14 protein-coding genes and 1 pseudogene are annotated in these 24,010 nt (G+C 71.4%); 3 read left to right on the top strand and 12 right to left on the bottom strand.

All coding sequences use genetic code 11. The features are described from left to right. Positions 1–103: 103 nt before the first annotated feature. The 10 genes from G4D85_RS12925 to lspA (G4D85_RS12880) form a co-directional block, all read right to left on the bottom strand. A complete protein-coding gene (locus G4D85_RS12925) occupies positions 104–4,369 on the bottom strand; it encodes a myxosortase-dependent M36 family metallopeptidase (protein ID WP_164011602.1) in 4,266 nt (1,421 codons plus the stop codon). 64 nt (positions 4,370–4,433) lie between these two features. Continuing rightward, positions 4,434–8,105 (bottom strand): hypothetical protein, encoded by a 3,672-nt coding sequence (locus tag G4D85_RS12920; protein ID WP_164011601.1) that lies wholly within the window; start codon positions 8,103–8,105, stop codon positions 4,434–4,436. Between the two features lie 50 nt (positions 8,106–8,155). Further along, positions 8,156–9,841 carry a TolB-like translocation protein gene (locus G4D85_RS12915; protein WP_164011600.1) on the bottom strand — a complete coding sequence of 562 codons (1,686 nt, stop codon included), beginning with the start codon at positions 9,839–9,841 and terminating at the stop codon, positions 8,156–8,158. Between the two features lie 87 nt (positions 9,842–9,928). After that, positions 9,929–10,582 carry a response regulator gene (locus G4D85_RS12910; RefSeq protein ID WP_164011599.1) on the bottom strand — a complete coding sequence of 218 codons (654 nt, stop codon included), beginning with the start codon at positions 10,580–10,582 and terminating at the stop codon, positions 9,929–9,931. Beyond that, a complete protein-coding gene (locus G4D85_RS12905) occupies positions 10,560–13,730 on the bottom strand; it encodes a ligand-binding sensor domain-containing protein (RefSeq protein WP_240359233.1) in 3,171 nt (1,056 codons plus the stop codon). Before G4D85_RS12905 ends, G4D85_RS12910 begins: the two co-directional genes overlap by 23 nt. A 189-nt stretch (positions 13,731–13,919) precedes the next feature. Next, on the bottom strand, positions 13,920–14,426 hold the full coding sequence (locus G4D85_RS12900; RefSeq protein ID WP_164011597.1) for a KdsC family phosphatase: 507 nt from the start codon (positions 14,424–14,426) through the stop codon (positions 13,920–13,922). Between the two features lie 8 nt (positions 14,427–14,434). Further along, positions 14,435–15,574: an MXAN_5187 C-terminal domain-containing protein gene (locus G4D85_RS12895; RefSeq protein ID WP_164011595.1), complete on the bottom strand. Its 1,140-nt coding sequence runs from the start codon at positions 15,572–15,574 to the stop codon at positions 14,435–14,437. Positions 15,575–15,616: 42 nt separating this feature from the next. After that, positions 15,617–16,924 (bottom strand): prolipoprotein diacylglyceryl transferase, encoded by a 1,308-nt coding sequence (locus tag G4D85_RS12890; protein ID WP_164011593.1) that lies wholly within the window; start codon positions 16,922–16,924, stop codon positions 15,617–15,619. A 115-nt stretch (positions 16,925–17,039) separates the two neighbouring features. After that, positions 17,040–17,657: a signal peptidase II gene (gene lspA, locus G4D85_RS12885; protein ID WP_164011591.1), complete on the bottom strand. Its 618-nt coding sequence runs from the start codon at positions 17,655–17,657 to the stop codon at positions 17,040–17,042. A 33-nt stretch (positions 17,658–17,690) separates the two neighbouring features. Then, on the bottom strand, positions 17,691–18,314 hold the full coding sequence (gene lspA / locus G4D85_RS12880) for a signal peptidase II (protein WP_164011589.1): 624 nt from the start codon (positions 18,312–18,314) through the stop codon (positions 17,691–17,693). Positions 18,315–18,435: 121 nt separating this feature from the next. On the opposite strand from lspA (G4D85_RS12880), the gene G4D85_RS12875 reads away from it, so the two are divergent. Continuing rightward, positions 18,436–18,810, top strand: coding sequence for a hypothetical protein (locus tag G4D85_RS12875; protein WP_240359232.1), 375 nt, complete (start codon positions 18,436–18,438; stop codon positions 18,808–18,810). Between the two features lie 48 nt (positions 18,811–18,858). Here G4D85_RS12875 and G4D85_RS12870 read toward each other — a convergent pair whose 3' ends face one another. Beyond that, positions 18,859–20,391 carry an endonuclease/exonuclease/phosphatase family protein gene (locus G4D85_RS12870; protein ID WP_164011587.1) on the bottom strand — a complete coding sequence of 511 codons (1,533 nt, stop codon included), beginning with the start codon at positions 20,389–20,391 and terminating at the stop codon, positions 18,859–18,861. 245 nt (positions 20,392–20,636) lie between these two features. Here G4D85_RS12870 and G4D85_RS12865 point away from each other — a divergent pair, with 245 nt between their 5' ends. Then, a complete protein-coding gene (locus G4D85_RS12865; RefSeq protein ID WP_164011586.1) occupies positions 20,637–21,401 on the top strand; it encodes a Mut7-C RNAse domain-containing protein in 765 nt (254 codons plus the stop codon). 10 nt (positions 21,402–21,411) lie between these two features. Here G4D85_RS12865 and lepB read toward each other — a convergent pair whose 3' ends face one another. Beyond that, positions 21,412–22,374 carry a signal peptidase I gene (lepB, locus tag G4D85_RS12860; protein WP_164011584.1) on the bottom strand — a complete coding sequence of 321 codons (963 nt, stop codon included), beginning with the start codon at positions 22,372–22,374 and terminating at the stop codon, positions 21,412–21,414. A 279-nt stretch (positions 22,375–22,653) separates the two neighbouring features. On the opposite strand from lepB, the pseudogene G4D85_RS12855 reads away from it, so the two are divergent. Then, positions 22,654–23,997, top strand: a pseudogene (locus G4D85_RS12855) (AHH domain-containing protein). Positions 23,998–24,010 lie beyond the last annotated feature (13 nt).

The raw sequence follows: 24,010 nt of genomic DNA, 5'->3' as shown, positions 1-24,010 counted from the left end.
TCGCGGACGAGGCGAGGGAAACTCCAGGCCGGACGCGGTGTTATCCAGCGGCCCCCCCCTCACGAGAAGCTGGCACGTGTGGGGGCACCCGCGCCCTGGACCGTCACCGCGCCACACGTCTCCGCCACGCGAGGAGCGCGAGGAGCAGCAGCGCCAGCGGGAGCGCCGCCGGTGTGCCGGTGGCCGAGCAGCCCTGGTTGTCCTGCTCGCCGGGCCGCGGCTCCGGCTGCGGCTCGGGAGAGGCCGGCACGTCGCGCACGGTCACCGTCACCGTGGCCGCCGCGCTGTCCAGTCCGCCGTCGCCGACCACGAGCTGGAAGACGAGGTCCGCCGTGGCGGTCTGGATATCGGGCGCCGTGAAGGTGGGTGACGCGCTGTCCGCCCCGGTCAGCGTCACGGTAGGGCCGGACACCTGCGTCCAGCGGAAGGTGGTGAGGACATCCCCGTCCGGGTCCTCGCCACCGCCCTGGAGCGTCACCGGCGTGCGCTCGTCCACCGCCTGCGCCGGCCCCGTTGCCGCCACGGGCGCGCGGTTGACCTTGCGCACCAGGACGTCCACCTCGTCCGTGCCGCGCCGGGGACCGTCCCACACCGTCAGCCGGAAGGTCAGCGTGGTGTCCACGCTCACGTCAGGCGAGGTGAAGCCCGCATCCGGCATGTCCGCCCCGGTGAGCGTCACCGCGGGCCCGGCCACCTGCTCCCACTGCCAGGTGAGCGTGCCGCCGCTCACGCCCGTTCCGCTCCCGCCGAGGCGCACGGGCGCGCCCTCGTCGATGGAGACGTCCTCGCCCGCGCCCGCCGTGGGCCGGCCGCCGGAGCACACGCCCTCGTTCGCGCCCAGGGACGTGAAGGGAGTGTCGGTGAGGCCGGTGAAGGCGATGTCGTCGATGAGCCAGCCAAAGCCGCCTCCCGCCTCGTCCGCGCCGATGCGGAAGCGGATGCGCACCGTCTTCCCCGCGTAGGCGGTGCCGAGGCTCACCGTCGAGGCATGGAGCCGCGGATAGCCCGGGCTGCTCCCGCGGAAGGCCCGGCGGCCGACGAGCGGATTCACGTTGCCCTCGTAGGTGGTCAGCTCCCCGCGGTAGCCGTTCTGGGTGAAGCGGTTGCCGAGGTCGGTCCACGTCAGGCCGTCATCCTCCGACAGCTCGAGGACGCCGCCGTCGAAGAAGGACGCGGCCGCCTGCTCAAAGGCATACAGGTGCTGGAAGGTGAAGGAGAACGTCCCCGTCCCCACGTGCAGCGGCGGCGAGACGAGCGAGAAGTCCGCGCCAGCATCCGGGTCCACGCCGTGGAACCCGCGCTCGGGCGCGGCGTACTCCCTCACCCCGAAGCGGGTACCGCCGAGGGCGCCGGCCCGCTCCCAGGGGAGCTGCTGCGCCTGCACCGACTCGGTGGCGGACGTCCGCGGCTGCTCGTCCTGCTCCACCGTGACGGCGAGCACCGCCTGCCTGTCACCTGCGGCCACGCCGTGGGCGTCGCGGTAGGCGATGGTGAAGCGGACCGTGGAGCCGGGCGCCGCGCCGTCGAGCGCCACGGGCACCTCCACGGTCGCTGACTCGAAGATGCCGATGGTGGGGAAGCTCACCTCGCCGTCACCGTCCAGCCGGAGGGCCGCGCTGTCCACGGAGACGGTGGCCGTCGTCGCCTCCAGGGGCGCGGTCCCCGTGTTGCGCAGGGTGAGGCGCAGCGTGCCACGCTCGCGGTTGTCCAGGTAGCCATCCCCGTCGCAGCCGAGCGTGGGGTGGTCGTCGACGAGCGTCGCGGACTCCCACTCCACATCCGGGCCGCTCTTGAAGCTCTCCACCACGCCCGCGTGCGTCGCGGAGCCACGCTCCGGCGCCACGGCTCCCACGCCGGCCCCGCGCCGCGCGAAGGCCCCGGCGAAGCGCTGGAAGTCCGCCGGGTCCGCCGCGTAGACGACCGCGAGCAGCGCGTCGCGGGCCTCCAGGAACGTGGGCGAGGCCGGCGTCAGCCGGTAGCTCGCGACCAGGTAGCTCTTCATCCGCTGCTGGGCCTCGGCGAAGGGGTGGGCGCGCAGCAGCGACACGTAGCACTCCCACAGCATGGTCGCCCACACCTCGCCGGCGTTGTGCACTTCCGCGTTGCTCAGGCCGTTCTCCCCGAAGGCGTAGGGCACGCCCGAGGGCAGCGGGGTGCCGTTGGTGATGTGCTTGAAAGTGAGCGGGTTCTTCGTGAAGTCCACCGAGTAGGGCAGGCGCCGGATGCCGAAGTAGGCGCTGTCCGACCCGAGGTTGCGCGTGGCGTACTCCGCCGGGGCGAAGGTGCCAGTCCAATCGGGGTTGGACGCGACGCTCGCGTCCTCGGGCCGCACCATCAGCAGCAGCGCATGGAAGTCCGCCCAGCCCTCTCCCATGCTCCGGCCCTGGTTGTTGCCGAGGCCCGAGCCGTCATGGACGAGGCGGTTGCTGATGTAGTGGCCCCACTCGTGCGCGACGATGCCGTTGTCGATGGTGCCGTCCAGCTCCGCCACCGGGCGGCTGCGGATAGTGGCCTGCACCCCGGAGGCGAGCCGGGCCTTGAGGAGGTTGCCCTCCACATAGCCAATCATGATGGCGCCAATGGAGGGCGTGGTGGACTCGCCTCCCCCCATGGGGAGCAGGGCCGCGCCAGAGGTGTTGACCACGATGACGCCGAGGGCGCCCGCGGCCTGGGCGTTGAGGACCTTGAGGTCGAAGCTGCACGTGCCCCGGTCCACCAGGGCCAGCTTGCCGGCCACCTCCGCCGCGTTGGTGAGCGGCGAGCACGCATCCGTCGCCAGGGGCGAGCCGGCCACGCTCTCGTCGCGCGCCTGCACCACCTGGCCGGTGGCGGAGACGATGCGGGGACCGAAGGCCGCATGGGACGCCGCGTAGTCGCGAGCGAGCTCCTCGGGCGCGGACACCGTCAGCCTCGTGTCCACCGTCCCGGTGAAGAGGTACATCTGCATGCGCGGGCTGGCGCCATCGGCCGGAGTGGCCATGTTGGCGTTGTTGAAGCCGCTGTAGTCCTGGGCCTGCGCCAGCACGGGGTCACCGCCAACGCCGCCGCGCCCGAAGTTGTCGGCCTGCGCGTTGCCGGCCGCCTCGTCGAAGCCCGCGTCGTAGTACCAGTCGTGCAGCCAGTTGTTCAGGTAGAACAGCTGGGTGATGGAGGCATGGAGCTGGTCCGCCGTCTCGTAGGGCAGCAGGCCGAAGCTGTAGGGGAAGTCGAAGGCACACGGGCCGGACAGGGGCGCGCGCACGTCTCCGGGACCGAAGCCGTCCCCGGCGGCCAGGTCCGCGTACGCGTCCACGTTGTTGCCCACCGTCTCCGTGGCGCCCGAAGGAAGCCAGGGGTCGTTCCGGCTGTATGGCGCGCTGTCGAGCGTCACCAGGTTGCGCTCGGCGAACTCGGGCACGTAGCCATTGGGGCTGCCCGTGGGGTGCGGAATGGAGTCATTGCCCCCGGGGCCCGCGAACGGGGTGTACGGAGGCGTGGCGTCCGCCCAGACGCGGTAGGAGTGGGTGGCGTCCGCCGTGAGGTCGTTGCGGAAGAGCACCCGCCCGTCTTCCGCCGCGACGACGTAGGCGTAGTACGCCGAGTCCTGGGAGCCCTGGACCCGCGTGTTCAGCTCCACGTACCAGGCGGGCACCAGGCCGTCGGGGAGCTGGAAGAGGACCTGCCTGGCGCGCGCGGGGATGCGCAGGCCCACCGCGAGCGGCCTCGCGTACGAGGCCAGGTCATAGTGCGAGTAGCGCCCACGGACGTCCGTGAGCGCGAGCAGGCTGGCGTCGAGCGGCTGGCCCGTCAGGTCCGCATAGGCGCGCGAGATGGCCTCCCCGGCGCCCAGGCGGAAGGCGCGCGCGGGGCTGCCGTTGCCCACGCCCAGGTCCGGCGAGAAGTGGCCGGAGACGGCCACGAGCGCGTTCTGCCGGTCCAGGAGCAGCCCGACCCCGCCGCGGAACACCTCGAGGCCGCCGAGCTCCTGCTTCAGCGTCACCACGGAGGTGCCCTGCGGGTTGCGGCTGACGCTCGCGACGGAGGCGCCGAGCTCCTCGCCCGTCCTGGCCCCGTAGAGGGGAGCCAGGAGGTCGAGCTGGGCCTGCGCCGCCGCCGCGGGAGTCAGCCGCGCGTACGGCGCCGCCGTGCGCAGGGCCGCCGACGCCGCCCCGCCCGCGGGCCGGGACATCCAGACGAAGGTCGGGACTCCGAGCCGCGCGTCCCGGTGCACCACTCGCGCGCCCGGGACGTCCTGTCCCCGAGCGGCCCGCGCGGGACCGGAGGGAGCGCTCTCGAGGAGCGCATCGTGGTTCTGACGAGTGGAGGCACCGGACGCGGTGCCCGAGAGCACCAGCGCGGCGCCGGCGAGGATTCTGACCAGCCTGTTCACGGATGACGACCTTTGGACGATGGATGCAAGAAGAGGTGAAGGTTTCAGGTGCGGCAGCGGTGGCTCATGGGCGGGGGCTGGCGGCCACCCCGCGGAAGGCGGTGTTGGCCGGGGCGGTCGCGAGCACCGTCGCGACCGGGGTGAGGGTGCTCCCGTCGTCGAGGAACGTGGCCAGCTTGTTGCCCGCTCCTCCCGAGGAACCCAGGCTGCTGGTGACGTAGACCCGGACCCCCGTGGGCGTCTTCACCGCCGACACGGCGTTGCTGGCGACCCATCTGCCGGAGTTGGCCTGCGGGCTGGCGAACGCCGGGATGAAGCCAGCCACCTTGCTCCAGGACGTCCCGTTGGAGGTCCACTTCTCCAGCCGCAGGTTCGTCGGCACTCCACCGCTGTCGACGTTGATGGACACGTAGGCGGTATCCAGGCCCGGCACCGCGGGGTCCACGTCCAGCAGGGCGAACCCGGCGCTGGTCAGGGCGACCGAGAACAGCTGGGCGGGCGTCTCGCCCGCCTCGGTGGGCCGCGCCGAGGGGAAGGTCAGGACGCCCTGGGTGTAGCCGTTCGGGTTGGGGACGGGGGGGATGGCGAGCGCGAAGAAGAGCCGGCCATCGAAGAGGCCCAGCGCGCCGGTGTTGGAGATGGGGCCGGAGAGGAGCACCGAGGGGGTGGCGCTGGTGCTCCGCGGCGCATGGCGGATGCCGCCACTCGAGTTGGCGGCGCCGGAGAGCCAGTAGCTGGAGCCGTCCAAAGTGGCCGCCGCGCGGACGGTGGTGTAGGCGTCGCTCACCCGGGTGGGGACGGTGAAGTCGCCGAAGACGTCCACCTGGCCCACGCAGCGAGCCGTCTGCTCCGGGAGAGTGGAAATGACGTTCGGAGTGCCCACGTCCGCGTCGTAGCCGGCGAAGGTGATGAAGCGTCCGTCGCCCGAGCGCGAGAGGTATCCCTCGGAGGTCTGGGAGCCCGCCAGGGTCAGCCGGTCCGCCCCGCCGGTGCCGGTGGTGGGAATCCGGAGGATGCGCACCGGGACGCCACCCGTGGGGCGGTACTCCTCGAGGACGGCCAGGGTGGCACTCGCGTTGAGCTCCGCCGCGCCGCCGCCCACGCGGAGCACCATGGCGTTCGGGGCGCAGGAGACAGCCAGGGTGACGTCGGCGTCGCCCAGGGTGCCGGAGCCACCCGCCACCTCGCAGGTCTGCCCCAGCGGGTGGCGCTTCACGGCCACCGTGTAGGGCTCGCCGGGGAGCAGTGCCCGCGAGAAGGAAGCGTCCCCGTCCGTGCTGACGGTCAGCTCCTCCGGCCCATTGCGCAGCACCAGGGTGCCGGTCAGCCCCGCGACGCCGACATGGACACGGTGGACAGCTCCGCACGTGACGGCGACGTCCGAGATGGGACTCCCGCTCACCGTGCCCGTCCCGACCGTCACGGTGCAGCGCTGGCCCGCCGGCTGCGTCTTCACCGTCACCGCGTAGCCACCGAGGTCCACCACCGGCCGGGTGAAGGTGAAGGGGCCGTCGGCGGTGACGGCGAGCACCTCGTCGCCGTTGTTCCGCAATTCGAGCGGGGTGCCCGGCGCCAGGCCGGACACGGCGCCACCCACGGCGTACGCCGTGGTGCCGCAGCGGACGGCCACGTCACTCACCTCCCGGGCGGGCATGGTGCCCGCGCCGCTCGTCACGCTGCACACCAGCGGGGACCCGGCCTCCGCGGTGACGGCATAGCCGCTGTCGAAGGCCACCCGGGTGGGGAAGCTGAAGGGGCCGTCCTCGGTGAGGGTGAGCGCATCCCCCCCGTTGTTCTTCAGCACCAGCGACTGGCCGGCAGGCAGGCCGGTGACGCTTCCGCCCACCACGAACGTCTGCTTCTCGCAGGCGACGGCCACGCCGGTGACGTTCGCGCCGTTCAGGGTGCCCGTCCCTCCATGCACGGTGCACGTCTGGCCCGCCGGCTGCGTCTTCACCGTCACCGCGTAGCCACCGAGGTCCGCCACCGGCCGGGTGAAGGTGAACGAGTCGTCCTCGGTGACGGTGAGCGCATCACCGCCGTTGTTCCACAGCTCGAGCGTGGTGCCCGCCACCAGGCCCGTCACCGCGCCCCCCACGGTGAAGGACTCGGTGCCGCAGGTGACGGCGACTCCGAGGAAGTCGGAGAAGGACATGGCGCCCGCGCCGTTGGGCACGCTGCACACCAGTGGGTACGTGGCCTCCACGGTGACGGCATAGGCGTCCATGAACGCCACCTGGGTGGGGAAGGTGAAGGAGCCGTTGGCGGACAGGGTGAGGGCGTCCCCTCCGCTGTTCTTCACCACCACCGACTGGCCGTCTCCCAGGCCCGTCAGATTCCCTCCCAGGACGTACTTCAGCTTCGCGCACGTGACGGCCACGCTGGTGACATTCGCTCCGCTCAGGGTGCCCGTCCCGTTCGCCACGGTGCAGTCGAAGCCGCGGGGCACCGACAGCACCGTCACGCGGTAGCCGCCGAGGTCCGGCACCGGCAGGGTGAAGGTGAAGGGGCCGCTGCCGGTGAAGGCGAGCTCCTCGCCGTCGTTGTTCCGCAGCCGGAGCGTCCTGTTGGCTGGCATGCCAGTGATTTCGCCGCCCACCGTGAAGACCGCCGTGGAGCAGGTGATGGCCACTTCGGTGACGTCCTGGGTGCCCATGGTGCCGCTGCCGTTCGCCACACCGCAGCTCACCGGATACGTGGCGTCCACGGTGACGGCATAGGTGTCACCGAAGCGCACCGGAGTGGGGAAGGTGAAGGAGCGGCTGGCCGTGATGGTCAGCGCATCCCCCCCGTTGTTCTTCAGCACCACCGACTGGGTGGAGCCCAGCAGGCCCAGCACCCGGCCGCGCAAGGCGAACGTCCTCGGGGCGCAGACGACGTTGACGCTGGTGACATCGCCGCCCTGGACGGTTCCGCTGCCTCCCTCCACGGCGCAGGTCTGCCCCTCCGGCTGGGCCGTCACCGTCACCGCGTAGCCACCGAGGTCCGCCACCGGCACGGCGAAGGTGAAGGACCCGCCGGGCGCCTGGACGGTGAGCACGTCGTCAGCGCCGTTGCGCAGCTCGACCCCGGTGCCGGCCACCAGACCGGACACGGTGCCGCCCACCGTGTACCTCGTGGCGCAGGTGACAGCCACGTCCGTCACATCCCCGGCGCCCAGGGTGCCGGAGCCCCGCGTGACGTCACACACGTAGGGGAATGGGACTTCCGCCGTGACGGCGAAGGCGTCACCGAAGGCCACCTGCGTGGGGAAGGAGAAGGGGCCGTCCGAGGTGACGGTGAGCGCATCACCGCCGTTGTTCTTCAGCACCAGCGGCTGGCCGTCCTTCAGGCCCGTCACCGTCCCGCGCACGGTGAACGCGCGCTTCACGCAGACGACGGTGACGCGGGCGCCGCCCTCGCCAGGAACCATCCCGCTGCCACCCTCCACGGTGCAGTGCTGTCCCACCGGCTGCTCCCGGACGGAGACGGCGAAGGCGCCTGCCTCCGCCACGCCCTGGAGGAAGGTGAAGGGGCCGTTCGCGGAGACGGTGAGGGCCTCCCCGGCGTTCTCCAGCACCACGCTGGAGCCCGCCAGCAGGCCGCTGACGGTGCCACCGACAGGGCGCAGCGGCACGCACGCGCCCGCCTGGCAGGTGGCTTCCGAGCCGCAGTCCGCCGCCGTCTCACACGAGCCGGCGTCGGAGGAACACCCGCCGAGCACGCCCAGGGCGGCCAGCGAGAAGACGAGGGACACAAGACGCTTCAGGGTCGACGCTGCTTCCAGTGGGCCGGTCATGTGGGGGCTCACTTGTTCCAGGTCAGCCAGAAGACGAAGCGGTGGAGCGCGCTCACCTGCCGCGCCTCCGAGCCGTCCACGTTGGACACCCAGACGCTGGCGCGCTTCTCGCCGGTCTCTTCGTCACGGATGTGGTGCACGTAGGCCAGCCGCTTCCCGTCGGGAGAGACCTGGAAGTAGATGTCCACGATGGAGACGTCCTCGGGGTCGAGGTCGAGGTCGCGCACCGGCTGGCGGTCGATGCCCTCCGGGCTCATGCGCTCGAGCCGGGTGATGGACGGCTGGGTCTCGGAGCCTTCCTTCCGGTACATGAAGAGCAGGTCGCCGTTGTCCAGCTCCACCGGGTGGCCCCAGATGGAGGCCCCCTCGGTGGTGGAGTCGAAGATGTCCCGCGTCGTGCCCGTCTCCAGGTCGTAGGCGACCAGGACGTCGCCGGCGAGCTTGCTCTTCAGCCCATAGACGGTCCGGCCGTCCCGCGAGGGCGTTCCCCAGAGGATGATGGAGCGGAAGTCGGCCTCCCGGGTGTCGACGATGCGCAGCTCGTCGCTCCCGTCCGGCCGGATGCGGAAGAGGAACTCGAAGCTGCTGGCGACCGGGTCGCTGTCACACGAGCGCCAGAAGTAGACCCACTGCCCGTCATGCGAGAAGCGGGGCATGTTCTCCCGGCACGTCACGGCGGGCGCCTGGGTGAGGCGGCGCGCATTCCCTCCATCCGCGTCCGCCAGGTAGATGACGCCCCGCGACGGGCTGCCGCCACCCTCGCTGTCGGAGGGCCAGTCCCGCCCGCTCACGAAGGCGACAGTCCTCCGGTCCGGCGAGCGCGCCCCGAACGAGTTCACGTCCACGGGGATGCGGTCACCATCGGGCGTGAGCTGCACGTCCACCGAGCCCTCCGGGCTGGCGCGGAAGAGCTGCAGCGTTGTTTCGCTCCCCAGATGGACGGCCCCGTAGAGCAGCGCCTCCCCATCGTTGGGCACGCACAGGCTCTTCGCCGGAGCCTGTGCGCAGTCGATGACCGTCCTGCAGGAGACCTGGACCCCGGTGACGGCGTGCGCCGCCATGGTGCCGGTGCCCTCCGTCACGTCGCACACGAGCGGAGCCTGGGCGCGGGCGGTGACGGTGTACCGGGCGCCGAACGGCACCGGGGTGGCGAAGGTGAAGGCGCCCCCAGGGGCCGTGATGGTGAGGGCGTCCCCGGCGTTGTTCTCGAGCACCACCGAGTCGGTGCCCTCCAGGCCCGTCACCGTGCCGCTCACGGCGTACGTCTGCGCCGCGCAGTGGACCGCCACGTCGGTGACGGCCGCGCCGCCCATGGTGCCGGTGCCGCGCTCCACGCCGCACACGTGGCCCTCCGGCTGCGTGTGCACGGTGACGGCGTAGCTGGCGCCCCCGGCCACCTGCTGGCTGAAGGTGAAGGGGCCGGCCGCGGTGACGGTGAGCAGCTCACCGCCGCTCGCCAGCACGACCTGGGAGCCGGCGAGCAGGCCGGTGACGGCGCCGCCCACGCCGTGGGCGGTGGGGCCGGCGTCCGGAGACGTCTCCGGCACGCAGCGGCCGGCCTCGCAGGTGTCCCCCGCGCCACAGTCCGCCGGAGTCTTGCAGGCGTTGGCGCCGGGCTTGTCGCCACAGGCCGACGCGGCGAGGAGGAGGACGGTGGAAGCACCGAGGAGAACGGAACGCCAGGGTTGTTTCATGGGGCGCGAAGGTAACGAGACGCCCACCGCGCCAACCATCGGGGTGGCCCCTACGAACCCCTAGGAGATTCCCCTAGGAACCCCCTCTCACGCCTGCTCGGCTGCTACCAGACCGTGCCTCAGCGCGAAGCGGACCAGCGACGCCACGTCATGGATGTCCAGGCGCTCCATCAGCTGGGAGCGGTGCGCCTCCACCGTCTTCACGCTCACCTTCAGTCGCTCGGCGATGGTGCGCGTGGTGTTCCCCTCCGTGATGAGCTGGAGGATTTCCTTCTGGCGGGAGGTGATGAGGTCGAGGGCGCGCGGCTCGGGCGTCTCCTCCGTGATGCGCAGGAAGCCGTCCACCACCGTCTGGGAGATGGCGGGGCTCAGGTACGTGCGGCCCTGGCGCACCGACTCCAGCGCCACCTTGAGCTCCTCCACCGCGGCGTCCTTGATGAGGTAGCCGGCCACTCCCGCGCGGAGGGCCTGCGTCACGTACTCCGCCCCGGTGTGCATGGAGAGGATGAGCACGCGGGTGGACGGGCTCACCTTCCGGACGCGGCGCGCCACCTCGATGCCGTTGAGCCCCGGCAGCGAGATGTCCAGCAGCATCACCTGCGGCTGCAGGCGGTCCGCCAGCACCAGGGCCTCCTGGCCGTCGCCGCACTCGGCGAGCACCTCCACGTCCCCAAAGGACTCGAGCAGGGCGCGCAGGCCCGCCCTCACCAGTTGGTGGTCATCCGTCAGCAACACGCGCATGCGTTTCCTCCTTCGGGTGTTCCTCCACGGCGAGCGGTACCTCGGCCTGCACGCAGGTCCCCTCGCCGGGCTGGGACTTCACTTCGAGCCGGCCCCCCATGTCGCGCACCCGCTCCCCCATGCCGAAGAGGCCGAAGCTGCGGGAGGTGCCGCTGGCGAGCACGCTGTCGGCGGAGAAGCCCTTGCCGTCATCGCGCACCTGGAGCCGGATGGCCGTCCGCGTGGACTCGAGCCGCACGTCGATGCGCCGGGCCTCGGCGTGGCGCAGGGCGTTGGTCACCGCCTCCTGGATGACGCGGAAGATGACGATGTCGCGCTCCACGCCGAGCGACGGCAGGGGCGCCGCCGCGGTGAACACGATGTCCACGCCGCCTCGCCGCGCCGCGGCGCGCAGGTAGCTCTCCAGGGCCTCGGCGAGCCCCAGCTCGTCGAGCTGCGGCGGCCGCAGGTCGACGGAGAGGGCGCGCACCTGGGTGATGAGCCGCTCGACGAGCGCGATGGCGTCCGGGAGCCGCGCCGCGAGGGGGCCCGTGAGGCGCGCGGTGGCGGCCACCAGCCCCACGTTGAGCTTCACCGCGGTGAGCGCCTGGCCGAACTCGTCGTGCAGCTCCCGGGCGAGGTGCTTGCGCTCCTCCTCCTTCGCCGCCTCCAGCCGCATGGTGAGGCGGCGCATGTGGTCCCGGCTGGACCGGGCCTCCTCCAGCGCCTGCTCGCGCTCGGCCTGAAGCCTGCGCAGCTCCTCGTTGCGCCGCTCCAGGAAGCGCGTCCTCCACACCAGGCCCGAGACGAGGATGAGCACGGCCAGCCCCAGCGCGCCGAAGCGGACGTCGTTGCGCTGCCAGAGCGGAGGGAGCACGAACAGGGTGAGCGAGCGCGTCTCGCTCCACTCCAGCCCCGGGCCGCGCCCGCGCAGCTGGAGCAGGTGCTCGCCGGGCGGAAGCGTGTGGAAGGTGAGCTGGCTGCGGCCGCCGAGCGGGCGCCAGGCCCCGTCGGCCGAGAGCCGGTAGGCATACTCCGCGTCGGTGCGCTCGTAGTCGAGCACGGCGAACTCCAGCGAGAAGGGCTGGTGCCACGGCACCTCGAGCTCGGACAGCTCCCAGACGGGACGCGTCGGCCGCGCCTCCGGCTCCAGGCCCTCGATGGCGGTGACGATGAGGGGCGGCGGCGGCCCCCGCTCGGGCCGCACCGACGGGTCCAGGGCCACCACGCCCTTGGCGGTGCCCCAGTAGAGCCGCCCCCCGAGCTGGGTGGCCGCCTTCACGTTGAAGGCCGCGGTGGGCAGGCCATCGTTCACGGAGTAGTTCTCGAAGTGGCCCGACACCACGTCGTGGCGAGAGAGGCCTCCGCGCGTGGCCACCCAGATGGCCCCGTCGGGCGCACGCGCCAGCGCCATCACGTGCTCGTCGATGAGCCCCTCGCCGCGCGTCCACACCGACAGGTGCTCGGGCTTCCCCGCGGCGTCGAGCCGGAGGCGATGGAGGCCATCCCCCGCGGTGCCCACCCATACCGCGCCGGAGGAGTCCTCGAGCAGGGAGGTGATGGGGGAGCGGCCGAGGCCCGGGCCGGGTCCGGACAACTGGCGCTCACAGTCGAGGGTGTCTCCCTGCGCGGCGCAGACGTTGAGGCCCCCCGAGCGCGTGCCAACCCAGAGCCGTCCGCCGTGGTCCTCCATCAGGACCAGGATGGAGTCGTCGGACAGCGAGCGAGGATTGGCGGGGGCGTGCTGGAACGCGAGGAAGTCATCCGTCCCGGGACGGTAGAGGTGCAGGCCATTCCCACCGGTGCCGAGCCACAGGCGCCCGCGCGAGTCCTCCAGCAGCGCGCTGACGGTGTCGGGCGCCGCTCGCGGCCCGCCGCCCAGCTCGCGGTAGAGGCGCGAGCGTCCGGTGGAGGACTCCTGCCTGTAGACGCCCTGCATGAGGCCCACCCACAGCGCACCGTCGCGCGTGCGCAGCAGGGAGACGACATCCGTCAGGCTCGCGCCGCTGGGGACTGTCAGGCGCAGCGGCTCCACTTGCCCGGTCTCCACGGTGAGCCGGTCCACGCCCCCTCCGAAGCTGCCCACCAGCAGTTGGCCCTCTCCGTCGGGGAGCACCGCCCAGACATCCTCGCTCGACAGCCCGGAGCCCCTGCCCGGCTCCGCGGCACGGAAGGCCTGGAAGGCCGAGGGCCGCAGCGAGGTGTGGAACAGCCCCTCCCCGAAGGTGCCGATGAAGAGACCTCCCCTGCCGTCGAGCTCCAGCGCGCCCTGGTCGATGCGCCGTGCGCGCCCGGGCGCCCCCGGGACGAGGTCCGCGGCGCGCACCATCCCCGTCGCCGTGTCCACGCGGAAGAGCCCCGCGCCGAACGTGCCGACCCACAGGCGCCCCTGGCCATCCGGCTCGAGCGCGGTGACGTCGGAGATGGCGGCGGCGACCTCCGGTGGAGAGAGGACCGCGCGGCGCACGGCCGGCGCACCGGGAAGCAGCCGGTGGAGCCCGTCCCGCGTGCCGACCCACGTTCCGCCCGCCCCGTCCTCCGCGAGGCTGACGACGTGCCGCGCTCCGGGGCTGCCGGCCTCGAGCGGGACGTGCGTGAAGCCACGCTCCCCCGCGCGCCGGCGGAACAGGCCCTGGCCGCGCGTCCCCACCCAGAGCGTCCCGGCGCTGTCCCGGTGCAGGGACTCGATGTGCTCGGCGCCACCGCCGGGCACGAGCGGTGTCCGGGTGGCCCGCCCGGTGTCCGGCGAGAAGAGGTCCAGGCCGGACTGCGTGCCGACCCACAGGCGCCCGTCCTCCGCATCCGCCAGCGCGAGCACGCTGTCGTGGCTGAGGCTGCCCGGGTCCGCGGAGTCGTGGCGGAAGTGCCGGAACGTCCAGCGCGCCCGGTCGACCTGGCTCAGGCCCGCGGAGTTCGTGCCCACCCACAGCCGGCCGAGCGCGTCCTCGTGGAGCGAGCGGACACCGTTGCTGGCCATCGAGCTGGGCTGGCCGGGCTCATGCTGAAACTTCCGGAAGCGGTGGCCATCGTGGAGGTAGAGCCCCTCACGCGTGCCAATCCAGAGCAACCCCACCCGGTCGCGCTTCACCTCGGTAATCATCTCCGCCTGGAAGGAGCGGGAGACGCCTACCTCGCGAACGGCGAACGGAGGAGCCGCGGCGACGGCCACGCCGCACCCGAGCAGCAGGAGGAAGATCGCGGAGGACCGGACCAGGAAAGATATTCGCGGGGACTGGATGTCTGACCCCTACCACGAATCCGGCCGCCTCCCGGGGCGCGCTGAACCCGTGCCCTTCCGACGGCAGGGGCTGCGGTCGTGCAGCGGCCCGCCCCTCTGGAAGCCCCTGTGCGAAAGGGCCTACGCCTGCCGGTGGCGGAGGATGAACTCGCACACCTCGCGGGCGGCGCCGAAGCCCGCGGGCTTCTGGGCCACGTAGTGCACCTGGGCGCGCACCTCGTCGGGGGCCTCGGGGGGGACGGCGGAGAAGCCCACGGCCTTCAGCAGCGGCAGGTCCACCACCTCGTCGCCCATGTAGCCACACCGGTCCGCGGAGACGTTCAGCAGCGCGAGCAGCTTCTCGAAGTGCGCCACCTTGTCCTGACTGCCGAAGTGCACGTGTTTCAGACCCAACGACTGCATCCGCATCTGCGCGGACAGGCTGTCCCCGCCGGAGATGACGGCGACTTCGAGGCCCGCCTCCTGCAGCCGCTTGATGCCCATGCCGTCGCGCACGCTGTACATCTGCGTCCACCCGGAGTTGGGCACCCAGAAGATGCGGCCGTCGGTGAGCGTGCCGTCGATGTCGAAAATCATCACCGACAGGCGGCTCACCCGGGACTTGAGCGAATCCAGGTCCTGGTTCATGGCGGCGCCTACTTCGGAACGGCCTTGAGGGAAGCCTTGCCGTCCTTGATGACGACCTTGAACTCCACCGCCTTGGCGCCGTGCTGCTTGAGCAGCTCCGGCACCTGCTTGCGCAGCGTGGCCGCCACCGACTCGTAGGACAGCTTGGAGGTGTCCTCCTGGCAGCGGCGCTTCGCGGTGACGTACGCGTCGTAGACGGCCCGCAGCTTGTCGTCCGACATGCCGCCGCCGCCACCGCCCGCCGCGGGAGGCCGGGGCGCGGCGCCAGCAGTCGGAGGCCGCGCTGCCGGAGTCGACGGAGCCGTCGGCGTCTTCGGCGCCATGCCCGGAGGCATCACCGGCGTGCCCCTGGCGGGAGTGCCGCCCAGGGGCGCCGTCACCGTGGGCAGGCCGCGCGGAGGCGTGCCCGCCACCGGCGCCACCGAGGGGATGGCCGCCGTCACCGCGGGCACACCCCGGCCGGCCGTGCCACCCGAAGCCGCCACGGGAGGAATCGGAGACAGCGGCGCCACCGCCGGAGTCCCCCGGATGGGCATGCCCCCGACGGGCGGCGTGAGGGGGGCGATACCGGGCGCGCCAGAGACAGGAGCCACGGCGGGCGTGCCCCGGAAGGGCGTGCCCCCCGGAGGAGTCGCGGCGCCGGCCACGGGCGGCTCGTTGGCGGGACGGGGGCGGAGGATTTCCTCCACCTCCTCGAACTCCATGTCGGAGATGTCCTCCGGCAGCTCCACCACGCCCTTCTGGGCGTCCTTGCCGGGGGTGACCTTGCGGCTCTCGGCGCGGCGGCGGGCCTTGAACAGGTCCCGCTTGTACGTGCCGGCCTCAATCTCCTGGAGCGTGCGCATCCACAGCCGCTCGTAGGTGAGGTACTTGTTGTGGACGCTCGCCACGCGGAACTTCGCGGCGGTGCTGCGGACGAAAGCGCTCTTGAGGCGGAGGAAGCGCTTCTTCAGGTCCGCGTGCGTGTTGGTGGGCGGGTGGCGGTCCAACCCCATGAAGTACTGCTCATAGAGGTTGCGCAGGGAGGCGAGCTCCGCCTCCAGGGCCTCGCACTCCTGGAGCACGTTCTCGCTGGAGCCAGAGTCCGCCTGCGACTGCTTGCTGGCGGAGTTCTTGGCGGCGGACTGTCGGGCGTCGGGGGGCGGCATGGCTTCCTTAGAGTGTCCCCAAGAGAGGTTCGCGGATCAACCTCACGCGGCGGAAGGTGTCGGTCCCAGGCCGCCCGCCGCCTCACCCTCCCGGCGAAAGCCCTTCTGGGCCAGCAGCACCGCGCCGAAGGTGAACATGCACAGCGAGATGAACTGGCTGGTGGACACGTTGTACCAGGCCTCCAGCGGCACCGCGTCCGCCAGCCCCTGCGCCCCCAGCGACTGGAGCAGCCCGTGCAGCGTGCCGCGCTCCTCGTCGCCCCGGAACAGCTCCACGGAGGTGCGCAGCACCGCGTAGGCCATCAGCCACAGGGACAGGATGTGCCCGTGGAAGCGGCGGAAGCGCCGCGCGTACATCAGCCCCACGAAGAGGACGAGCTGGCCCGCGGACTCGAAGAGCTGGGTGGGATACACGCCCAGGGTGTGGCCGTGCTGCGCCACCCAGTCGGAGATGCGCACCGCGTCCGGCGCCGCCTGGTGGAGGATGGTGCCGGTGGACTCCACCACGTAGCGCAGGTCCTCCGCCTGCGACGAGTACGCGAGGCTGGACGTGCCGCCCACCTGACCGAACAAGTCTTGCGCCACGCCGCCGCCGGGGAAGTGCACCGCGGAGGACGCGCTGGCGGGCGCCACGTCGCCCCAGCAGCAGCCCGCGCTGAAGCAGCCCAGCCGGCCCAGACACTGGCCCAGCGACACGGTGGGGATGCACACGTCCGCCAGCCGCATGAAGTCGATGCCGTTGGCGCGCGCGAAGAACCAGCACGCCACCGCCGCGCCGATGAGGCCGCCGTAGAAGACCAGGCCGCCGCCCAGGGAGAAGGCCTTCGTCCAGTCCTGCGCGTAGTCCTTCCAGTTGACGAGCACGAAGAGCAGCCGGCTGCCGCCGATGCCGCCCACCAGCGCCCAGAAGGCCATGTCCATGACCTGCTCGCGCCGCTTCGGGCCCTCCACGTCCACCCAGACGCCGTTGGACAGCTCCACCTTGCGCCACTCGTCCTGCGCGAGCCGTCCCGCCACCGTCACCGCGGCGATGAAGCCGCCGGCCAGCAGCACGCCGTAGGTGTGCAGGGGAATGCCCTCGCCCACCGCGCCCGGGAAGGCGCCCGCCGGCAGCGCGTACTTCAGCCCGTACCAGGCCAGCACCGCGCCCACTCCGCCGAAGCCCGCCGCGCGCAGCAGCCGGTCCAGGGTGGAGGCCGGCTCGCGCGTGCCCTTCTTCGCGTCCAGCGGGCCCAGCGCGCCGCGCCACCCGTTGAAGGCGATGTAGCCCACCGTGCCCAGGGCGACGGCGTACAGCAGCAGCTGGCTCCAGAGGGCGGTGAAGGTGAAGCGGAAGAGCAGCGGAAGCATGGAGGACCTGCCGGGGGAGGCGGGAGGGGCGGTGCCGCGCGAAGGCTACCCTCCTCCGCTGGCGGGACAATGCGAGGGAGCGGGCCGGGGCCTGCCCGGCCGCCTGCTGGGTGCTCTACGCCTTCGCCTTGGTGGCGGCGGCCGGGGCCGGCTTCTCCTTCCGGACGAAGGCATCCACCAGCAGCATGCCCACGCCGATGCAGATGGCCGAGTCCGCGATGTTGAAGGAGGGCCACGCGGCCTTGTCGAACCAGTGGGCCTCGAGGAAGTCGATGACGAAGGCCCGGGCGATGCGGTCGATGTAGTTGCCCAGCGCGCCGCCGAGCACCAGCGGCAGGCCCCACAGCGCCCACTTCTCCTCGGGGTCCGTGCCGGACAGCTTCCGGAAGTAGTAGGTGATGAGGAGCACCGCGCCCAGGCTCACCACGTGGAAGAGGGGGCCGCGCGTCTCCGGCGGCAGGCTGCGGAACAGGCCCCACGCCGCGCCCGGGTTCTCCGCGTAGCGCAGGCGGAAGAAGTTCTCGGACACCTCGATGTGGCGCTTGGGCCGGTAGTGCAGCCCGTCGAAGCCCTGCGGCGGCGGGGCGGAGTACATCGCCCCCATGCGCTCGCCCAGGCTCTCCTTCCCATCCATCTGGGTGGTGAGGTCGCGGACGACCAGGTACTTCGTCCACTGGTCCAGGACGATGACGCCGAGGGTGACGGCGAGAAGGATGACGTATTTGCGCGGCACGTCCGAGGGCTTACACCAGCAGCCCCCCGGCCGTCACGGATTGGGGCTCTCGGTCAGCGGCGCGGTGACAGGCTCCGGACGGCGCACCCGCAGCGAGTCCAGCAGCATGAAGGCCACGCCCACGCAGATGGCCGCGTCCGCCACGTTGAACGTCGGCCACCGCATGCCCGGCTGGTTGCGCCAGTGCCAGTCGATGAAGTCGATGACGTAGCCGCGAAGCAGCCGGTCCACGAAGTTGCCCAGCGCGCCGCCGGTAATCAGCGCCAGCGCCAGCCGGACCAGGCGCTGCTCCACCGCGGTGCGCCGGTACATGAGGAAGATGAACGCCAGCGCCGCCAGGCTCACCACATGGAAGAAGGCGCGCCGCACCCCATCCGGCAGGTTGGAGAACAGCCCCCAGGCCGCGCCCGGGTTCTCCACGTAGCGGAAGTGCCAGTAGTCCTCGATGAAGCGGTGCGGCCGCGACACCCGGCGCCCGGCTTCCGTGGGCGGGTCGTTGTCCAGGTTCTGCTCGGACACGAAGCCCGTCACCCGCGCCAGTCCCTCGCGCCCATCCAGCGCGTTGGTGAGCCGGGACACGGCCAGATACTTGGTCACCTGATCTGCTGCCAGCACGGTGACCGCCACGAGAATGAGGAGGCGGAGGGAGGCTTTCATGACGCGTCCCATTCCTCTAACCCGCCCCGTGGATTCCTGACAACCCGGAGAGCCCACCCACCGGCAGCCGGCCCGCCCGCTCTGTCTCCCAGCCAGCGCCCGTTTCGGGCATGGTGGCGACATGTCGCCTGTTGAGCCCGACGTGACTCCTCCCGTATCCGACACGACCCCACCCGCCGAGGCCGCCGCGAAGCCGGCGAAGCCCTCGCTGATGGCCCGCTTCAAGAACCTGATGCTGGAGTACGGGCCGCTGGCGATAGCGGTGAACTACGCCATCTTCGGACTGGTCATCGTCGGCTTCTACGCGGCCATCCAGCTCGGGTTCCAGGCGGAGAGCACCGGCGAGAAGGCCGGGAGCTGGGCGGCGGCCTACGCGGCCTCGCAGGTGGTGAAGCCGCTGCGGCTGGCCGCCGTGTTCGTGCTCACGCCCCTCATCGCCCGGATTCCGCCGGTCGCGCGCTTCATCGAGCGCAACAAGCACAAGTGGAGCTTCTGAGGTCCGCGGCGGCGCCGTGAAGGCCGCCGCCGCGCCTGTCCCCGCGCTTCAGAAGTTGGGGACGCGGAAGTCCTTGATGACGCCCATGTGCTGCATGCTGGCAGCGCCGCTGTCGCCGGACAGCGCCGGGGCAATCTCGGAGATGGGCGTGTAGACGCGGCTGTCGAGCACCAGCCCGTTGTCGAAGGTGCTGGAGCTGGTGGCCCCACGGATGACGGTGGCCTGCGCGTACTGGCGCAGGTCCGCGTCCACCAGCACGTGGTCATAGGGCTTGCTCCGGCCGGCGTTGGTGCCGTCCCTGCCGTTCTTGTCCACCGGGTGGGGGCCTTGGGTCGTCACCACCTGGCCGAGGGTGGAGATGCAGCTCTCGCTGCGGGTGTCGGTGTTGAAGTCGCCGCCGATGGTCAGGTAGTCGCTCTCGGGGATGGCGGCCCTGATGCGGCCGACGAGGCTCGCGGCCTCCCGGTTGCGGTCTCCCCCGTTGGACGTGAGGAAGTGCACGCTCACGGCCCAGAGGTCGCGGGGACCGGGGATGTCGATGCGGGCCCAGGCGAAGTCCCGGTTGCTGACCTCGGGGTCGGTCCACTCACCGGACTCGATGATGGGCCAGCGGCTGATGATGCCGTTCGGAATCTGCGCCCCGGTCTCCCGGTAGTAATGGAAGCCCGTGCCAATCTGGTCGACCATCGTCCGCATGTCCGCGGCCGAGCTGGTCAGGTAGCTGAACTCCTGGATGAGGATGACGTCCGGCTTCACCCCCTTCATCAGCCGGATGCCGTGGCCCAGGTCATAGTCCTGCCCGTTCCCGCTGGTGATGTTGGCCGCCATGATGCGGATGTCCGTGTAGCCCGTGGAGGTGCCGGCGTCGGTGCCCGCGTCCGTCCCGGTGCCCGCGTCCGTCCCCGCATCCGTGCCGGTGCCAGCATCCGTGCCGGTGCCAGCATCCGTGCCGGTGCCAGCGTCAGTGCCGGTGCCCGCGTCCGTCCCGGTGCCCGCGTCCGTCCCGGTGCCCGCGTCCGTCCCGGTGCCCGCGTCCGTCCCGGTACCCGCGTCCGTGCCGGTGCCAGCGTCGGTGCCAGTACCTGCATCCGTGCCAGTGCCCGCGTCCGTCCCGGTGCCTGCATCCGTGCCGGAGTCCGTCCCGTCACCCGCGTCGGTGCCCGAGCCGGCGTCCTTCGAGTCACCCGCGTCCGTCTCCTCGAAGAAGCCAGCGTCGACGCCCGCGTCCACGGTACCGGCGTCATCGGCGCCCGCGTCGAGCGCCTCGCACACCTCGCGCGGCATGCAGTAGCCACTGCCGCCGTCCTCGGCTCCCGTGCAGCACGCCACGTCCGACGGCCCGCACAGCGCCTGTGGATCACACGTGGGGACGCAGATGGAGCGGTCGTAGTGCTCCACGAAGCGGCAGACCTCGCCCGAGGCGCAGGCGCCCGCGCCACGTGCGGGGTCGCAGTCCGCCCACATCACCCCACCATCCTCCAGCGGTAGGGGGACCTGCGGGTCGGAGTCGTCTCCGCAGGCCAGGATGAGGAGGGTGAGCGACAGCGCCGCACACGCGAGGGAGGTGAGCGTCTTCTTCATGCGATCGGGTCCGGTACGAGGGAGAGTGCTGCCGTGGGGGGATGGACCGTCGCGCCGGCGCGCGAACGACGCTGGAAGTATAGAGACTGGCGAAGTGACAGTCTTGTGACTTACCGCTCGGCTATACGATTACACCTGCGAATTCCAGGTAACGGGCCCGCAAACTCCTGACAACCCCGGAAATCAGTCACCTGGAGCGCCCCCCTGGCCCCGTACGGTATGGAGCGGGACGGGAGGCAGGACCCATGCAGCAGCCGAAGCCGGGGGTGACGGTGCGCTTCTATGGAGCGCTGAATGACTTCCTGCCGCCGGAGCGCCGCGGGCAGGAGTTCACCCACGTCACGCAGGGGACCCCGTCGGTGAAGGACCTCATCGAGTCGCTGGGGCCGCCGCACCCGGAGGTGGACGTGGTGCTGGTGGATGGCGAGGCGGTGGACTTCGCGCACCGGGTGGAGCCGGGCTCGCGCGTGGTGGCCTATCCGCCCTTCCACGCGCTGGACGTGGCGCCGGTGAAGCGCGTGGGGCCGCCGCCGCAGGAGGTGCCCCGCTTCATCCTGGACGTGGGGCTGGGGCGGCTGGTGGGGTTCCTGCGGATGCTCGGCTTCGACTCGCTGTGGCGCAACGACTATGCGGACGACACGCTCGCGCGCCTGTCGCATGACGAGGACCGCATCCTGCTCACGCGGGACATCGGGGTGCTCAAGCGCGGCGAGGTGGCGCGCGGCTACTTCCCCCGCGCCACGGACCCGGCGCACCAATTGGTGGAGGTGGTGCGCCGCTTCGGCCTCACCTCGCGCATGCGGCCCTTCTCACGGTGCCTGGCCTGCAACGGCCCGCTGACGTCGGCGGAGCCGCACGAGGTGAAGGACCGCATCCCCGAGCGCGTGGCGGAGCGGCACTCGCGGTTCCAGCAGTGCGCCGGGTGCCAGCGCGTCTACTGGGCCGGCACCCACCAGCAGCGCATGCAGGCGCTGGTGGACAAGCTGCGCGAGCTGGAGCGCGCGGAGTAGCAGCGCGCGGCTACGGGATGCGCTGGCCGATGCGCGGCCAGCGCACGCCCTGCGTGGGGGACAGGGAGAAATGCAGCTCGGTGGCCACGCCCTGGAGGTTGGCGAAGGGCACGGCGCCCCAGTGGCGCGAGTCGTAGCTGTTGTCCCGGTTGTCCCCGAGCACGAAGAGGTGCCCGTCGACGACCCGGCAGCCGTCCTCCCGCGCTTCCGTGCCCTGGGGACAGCCGCGCACCGCCTCCGGAAACCGGGAGGGCGCGACGTCGGCGCGCTGGAGGACGCGGTAGTGATGGGTCCCCAGAGTCTCCGCGTACAGCTCGCATCCAGCTTGTGGGTCCGTCAGCTCGAGGCCCGTGCAGTCCGGGAGACGCTCTCGCGTGATGGCCTGTCCATTGAGGATGAGCTGTCCCTCGCGAAGGGCCACCGTGTCCCCGCCCACCGCGACGATGCGCTTGACGTAGTCCAGGTCGGAGTCCTCCACGCTGGTGAAGACGATGACCTCTCCACGCTCCATCGGACGGCGGCGCAGGGGCGCGGCCACCGTCTTGTCCGAGTAGAACTGGTCGCCAAGCAGCAGCGTGGGCTCCATGCTCGCTCCGGGGACGTTCCACGGCTCGGCCACGAGCGTGCGGATGGTCATCGACGCCTGCCCACCCAGGAGCGCGAAGCAGAGGACGCAGAGCACGGCGATGCCGCGAGACGGGACACCCTGGGCTGGGGGCGCCACGCGTCCTGCGTCCACTGCGGCGGCCACGTAGAGCACCAGCACGGCGACCAGGGCTGGCAGCCCCACGAAGGGCACCATCGCGAAGCACGTCAGCAGCGCCGCGAAGATGAACAGGCCACGGCCCCACAACCCCAGCGCCCAGTGCCCTGCTCCCGGCGTGGGAACGAGGGACAGCAGCACCGCGAGCACACGGCGGCGGCGGGACAGGCTTCGGGGAGAGGCGAGCGTGGGTAGAGGAACTTCGGACATGGCCTCATGGTAGCGCGAACGGTGGTGGCTTCCCGTGGCGCTGGCCGTGGGCACCCGCACCATCGTGCGAGGTCACATTGCCCCGAGTCCGGCGGCACGGCGTGAGACAGGGGGACTGCGAAGTCGCGGTGCCCGGGTTCGTCAGCACGGCATGAGCGGTACAGGAGGAACTCGCGGCTCGGCACCATGGAGCGGAGGAGGCGCGACCATGTCTTGTCGGGCTCTTCTGGTACTCCTGGCGCAGGCTCGTGGGAACACGCCCGGAACCGGAGTCCTCTGATGAGAGCGCATTGGGTCATCTGGCTGTTGCTGGCGCTTGCCAGCGCGGGCTGTTCGACCACCCGGGTCGTGCGACTGGACACGGGGAACGGGCCTCCCATCATCCACACTCCGGTCGATGAGGACGGCGCCGGCCCCGTGGAGCTGGACGACGAGGAGTTCGAGGAGGCCGTGGTGGCGCTCGCCCGGGACGTGCGGCCCTTCGCCAACCCGTTGCGAGAGGCCCGCCAGCTCTTCGGAGTCCCCGACAGAAGCGCCGTGTATTTGTATGAAGGCCGTGGTCCTCGGCTCATTCCCCAGCAGGAAGAGGACTCTCCCGAAGGCCTGCGCCTCCTGGAGTCCTACGCGGATGACGAGCTGACGCGTGCCTATGGCCGCTGGTGCGAGCGCAAGGCGCAGCCCGGCGACTGCCTGCGCCTGCTGGCGGAAGGCCCGCTGCTGGCCAGCGATGGCAAGTACTCGCTGGCCATGGCCATTGCCATGGACTCGGTCTGGGAGGAAACGGCCGAGGCGCTGGAGGGCATGGCGGACCCACAGGCGCTGCTGGCGACGGTGACCGCCTCTGTCAGCATGTACCTGCTCCTCTGATCACTGCCCGAGCCGGTATCCAAGGGCCTGGCGGCCCTGCTGACGGCCTCCGCCATCGCCTACCTGGGCGTGGACACGGTGTGGCGCCTGCTGGATGGGTGGATATCGCTGGTGCGCAAAGTGGACCGGGCCACCACCTTCGAGCAGCTCAGCGAGGCGGGCGAGGTGTACGGCGAAGTGCTTGGGGAGAACGCGGCGCGCATCTTCGTCATGCTGGCCACTGCGGCCATTGGCAATACAGCGGGTCTGGCGGCGAAGGCTTCGAGGCTACCGGGCTCGGCACAGGCTGCGCTCGCTGTGGAGACGCAGGCGGGCTACCAGTACGTGGCTATTGGAAGCGTGCAGTCGGTGGCGATGGCGGCCGAGGGCTTCACCGTCGCGCTGGCTCCCAACGCGGTCGCTATGGCGGCCCGCGGGAGAGGAGGTGGCCGCTCCGAGGACCACCACCTCGCCACGGACAAGAACAGCGTCTCCACCGCGCGTGGAGGGCCCTGGACACCGAGGTTCAGAGAGATCTTCAGGAAGGCCGGAATGGAGCTGAAGGACCCCGAGAACATCGTTGAGGTTCCAGGCCACAAGGGACCTCACCCGCAGGCGTACCACGAGGAGGTCTACGAGAGGCTCCTCGATGCGACAAAGACGTGCCGCACCGTGAATGCGTGCCGTGATTCGCTCACCGCCGCACTCAAGGAACTGGCCGAAGAAGTGACCACAAAGGGAACGAGACTCCACAAGCTCGTGACCCGAGGCAAATGAGGTAGAGAGGAAG

Source organism: Pyxidicoccus trucidator, assembly GCF_010894435.1.
Classification (GTDB): domain Bacteria; phylum Myxococcota; class Myxococcia; order Myxococcales; family Myxococcaceae; genus Myxococcus; species Myxococcus trucidator.
The sequence above is the reverse complement of the archived record's forward strand: the minus strand, read 5'-3'. Positions and strand labels throughout refer to the sequence as shown.

Excerpts from the sequence above, each read along its gene's own strand:
- G4D85_RS12915 (WP_164011600.1), bottom strand. The coding sequence starts at position 9,841 with ATGAAACAACCCTGGCGTTCCGTTCTCCTCGGTGCTTCCACCGTCCTC.
- G4D85_RS12910 (WP_164011599.1), bottom strand. The coding sequence starts at position 10,582 with ATGCGCGTGTTGCTGACGGATGACCACCAACTGGTGAGGGCGGGCCTG.
- G4D85_RS12900 (WP_164011597.1), bottom strand. The coding sequence starts at position 14,426 with ATGAACCAGGACCTGGATTCGCTCAAGTCCCGGGTGAGCCGCCTGTCG.
- G4D85_RS12895 (WP_164011595.1), bottom strand. The coding sequence starts at position 15,574 with ATGCCGCCCCCCGACGCCCGACAGTCCGCCGCCAAGAACTCCGCCAGC.
- G4D85_RS12890 (WP_164011593.1), bottom strand. The coding sequence starts at position 16,924 with ATGCTTCCGCTGCTCTTCCGCTTCACCTTCACCGCCCTCTGGAGCCAG.
- lspA (WP_164011589.1), bottom strand. The coding sequence starts at position 18,314 with ATGAAAGCCTCCCTCCGCCTCCTCATTCTCGTGGCGGTCACCGTGCTG.
- G4D85_RS12875 (WP_240359232.1), top strand. The coding sequence starts at position 18,436 with ATGTCGCCTGTTGAGCCCGACGTGACTCCTCCCGTATCCGACACGACC.
- G4D85_RS12870 (WP_164011587.1), bottom strand. The coding sequence starts at position 20,391 with ATGAAGAAGACGCTCACCTCCCTCGCGTGTGCGGCGCTGTCGCTCACC.
- G4D85_RS12865 (WP_164011586.1), top strand. The coding sequence starts at position 20,637 with ATGCAGCAGCCGAAGCCGGGGGTGACGGTGCGCTTCTATGGAGCGCTG.
- lepB (WP_164011584.1), bottom strand. The coding sequence starts at position 22,374 with ATGTCCGAAGTTCCTCTACCCACGCTCGCCTCTCCCCGAAGCCTGTCC.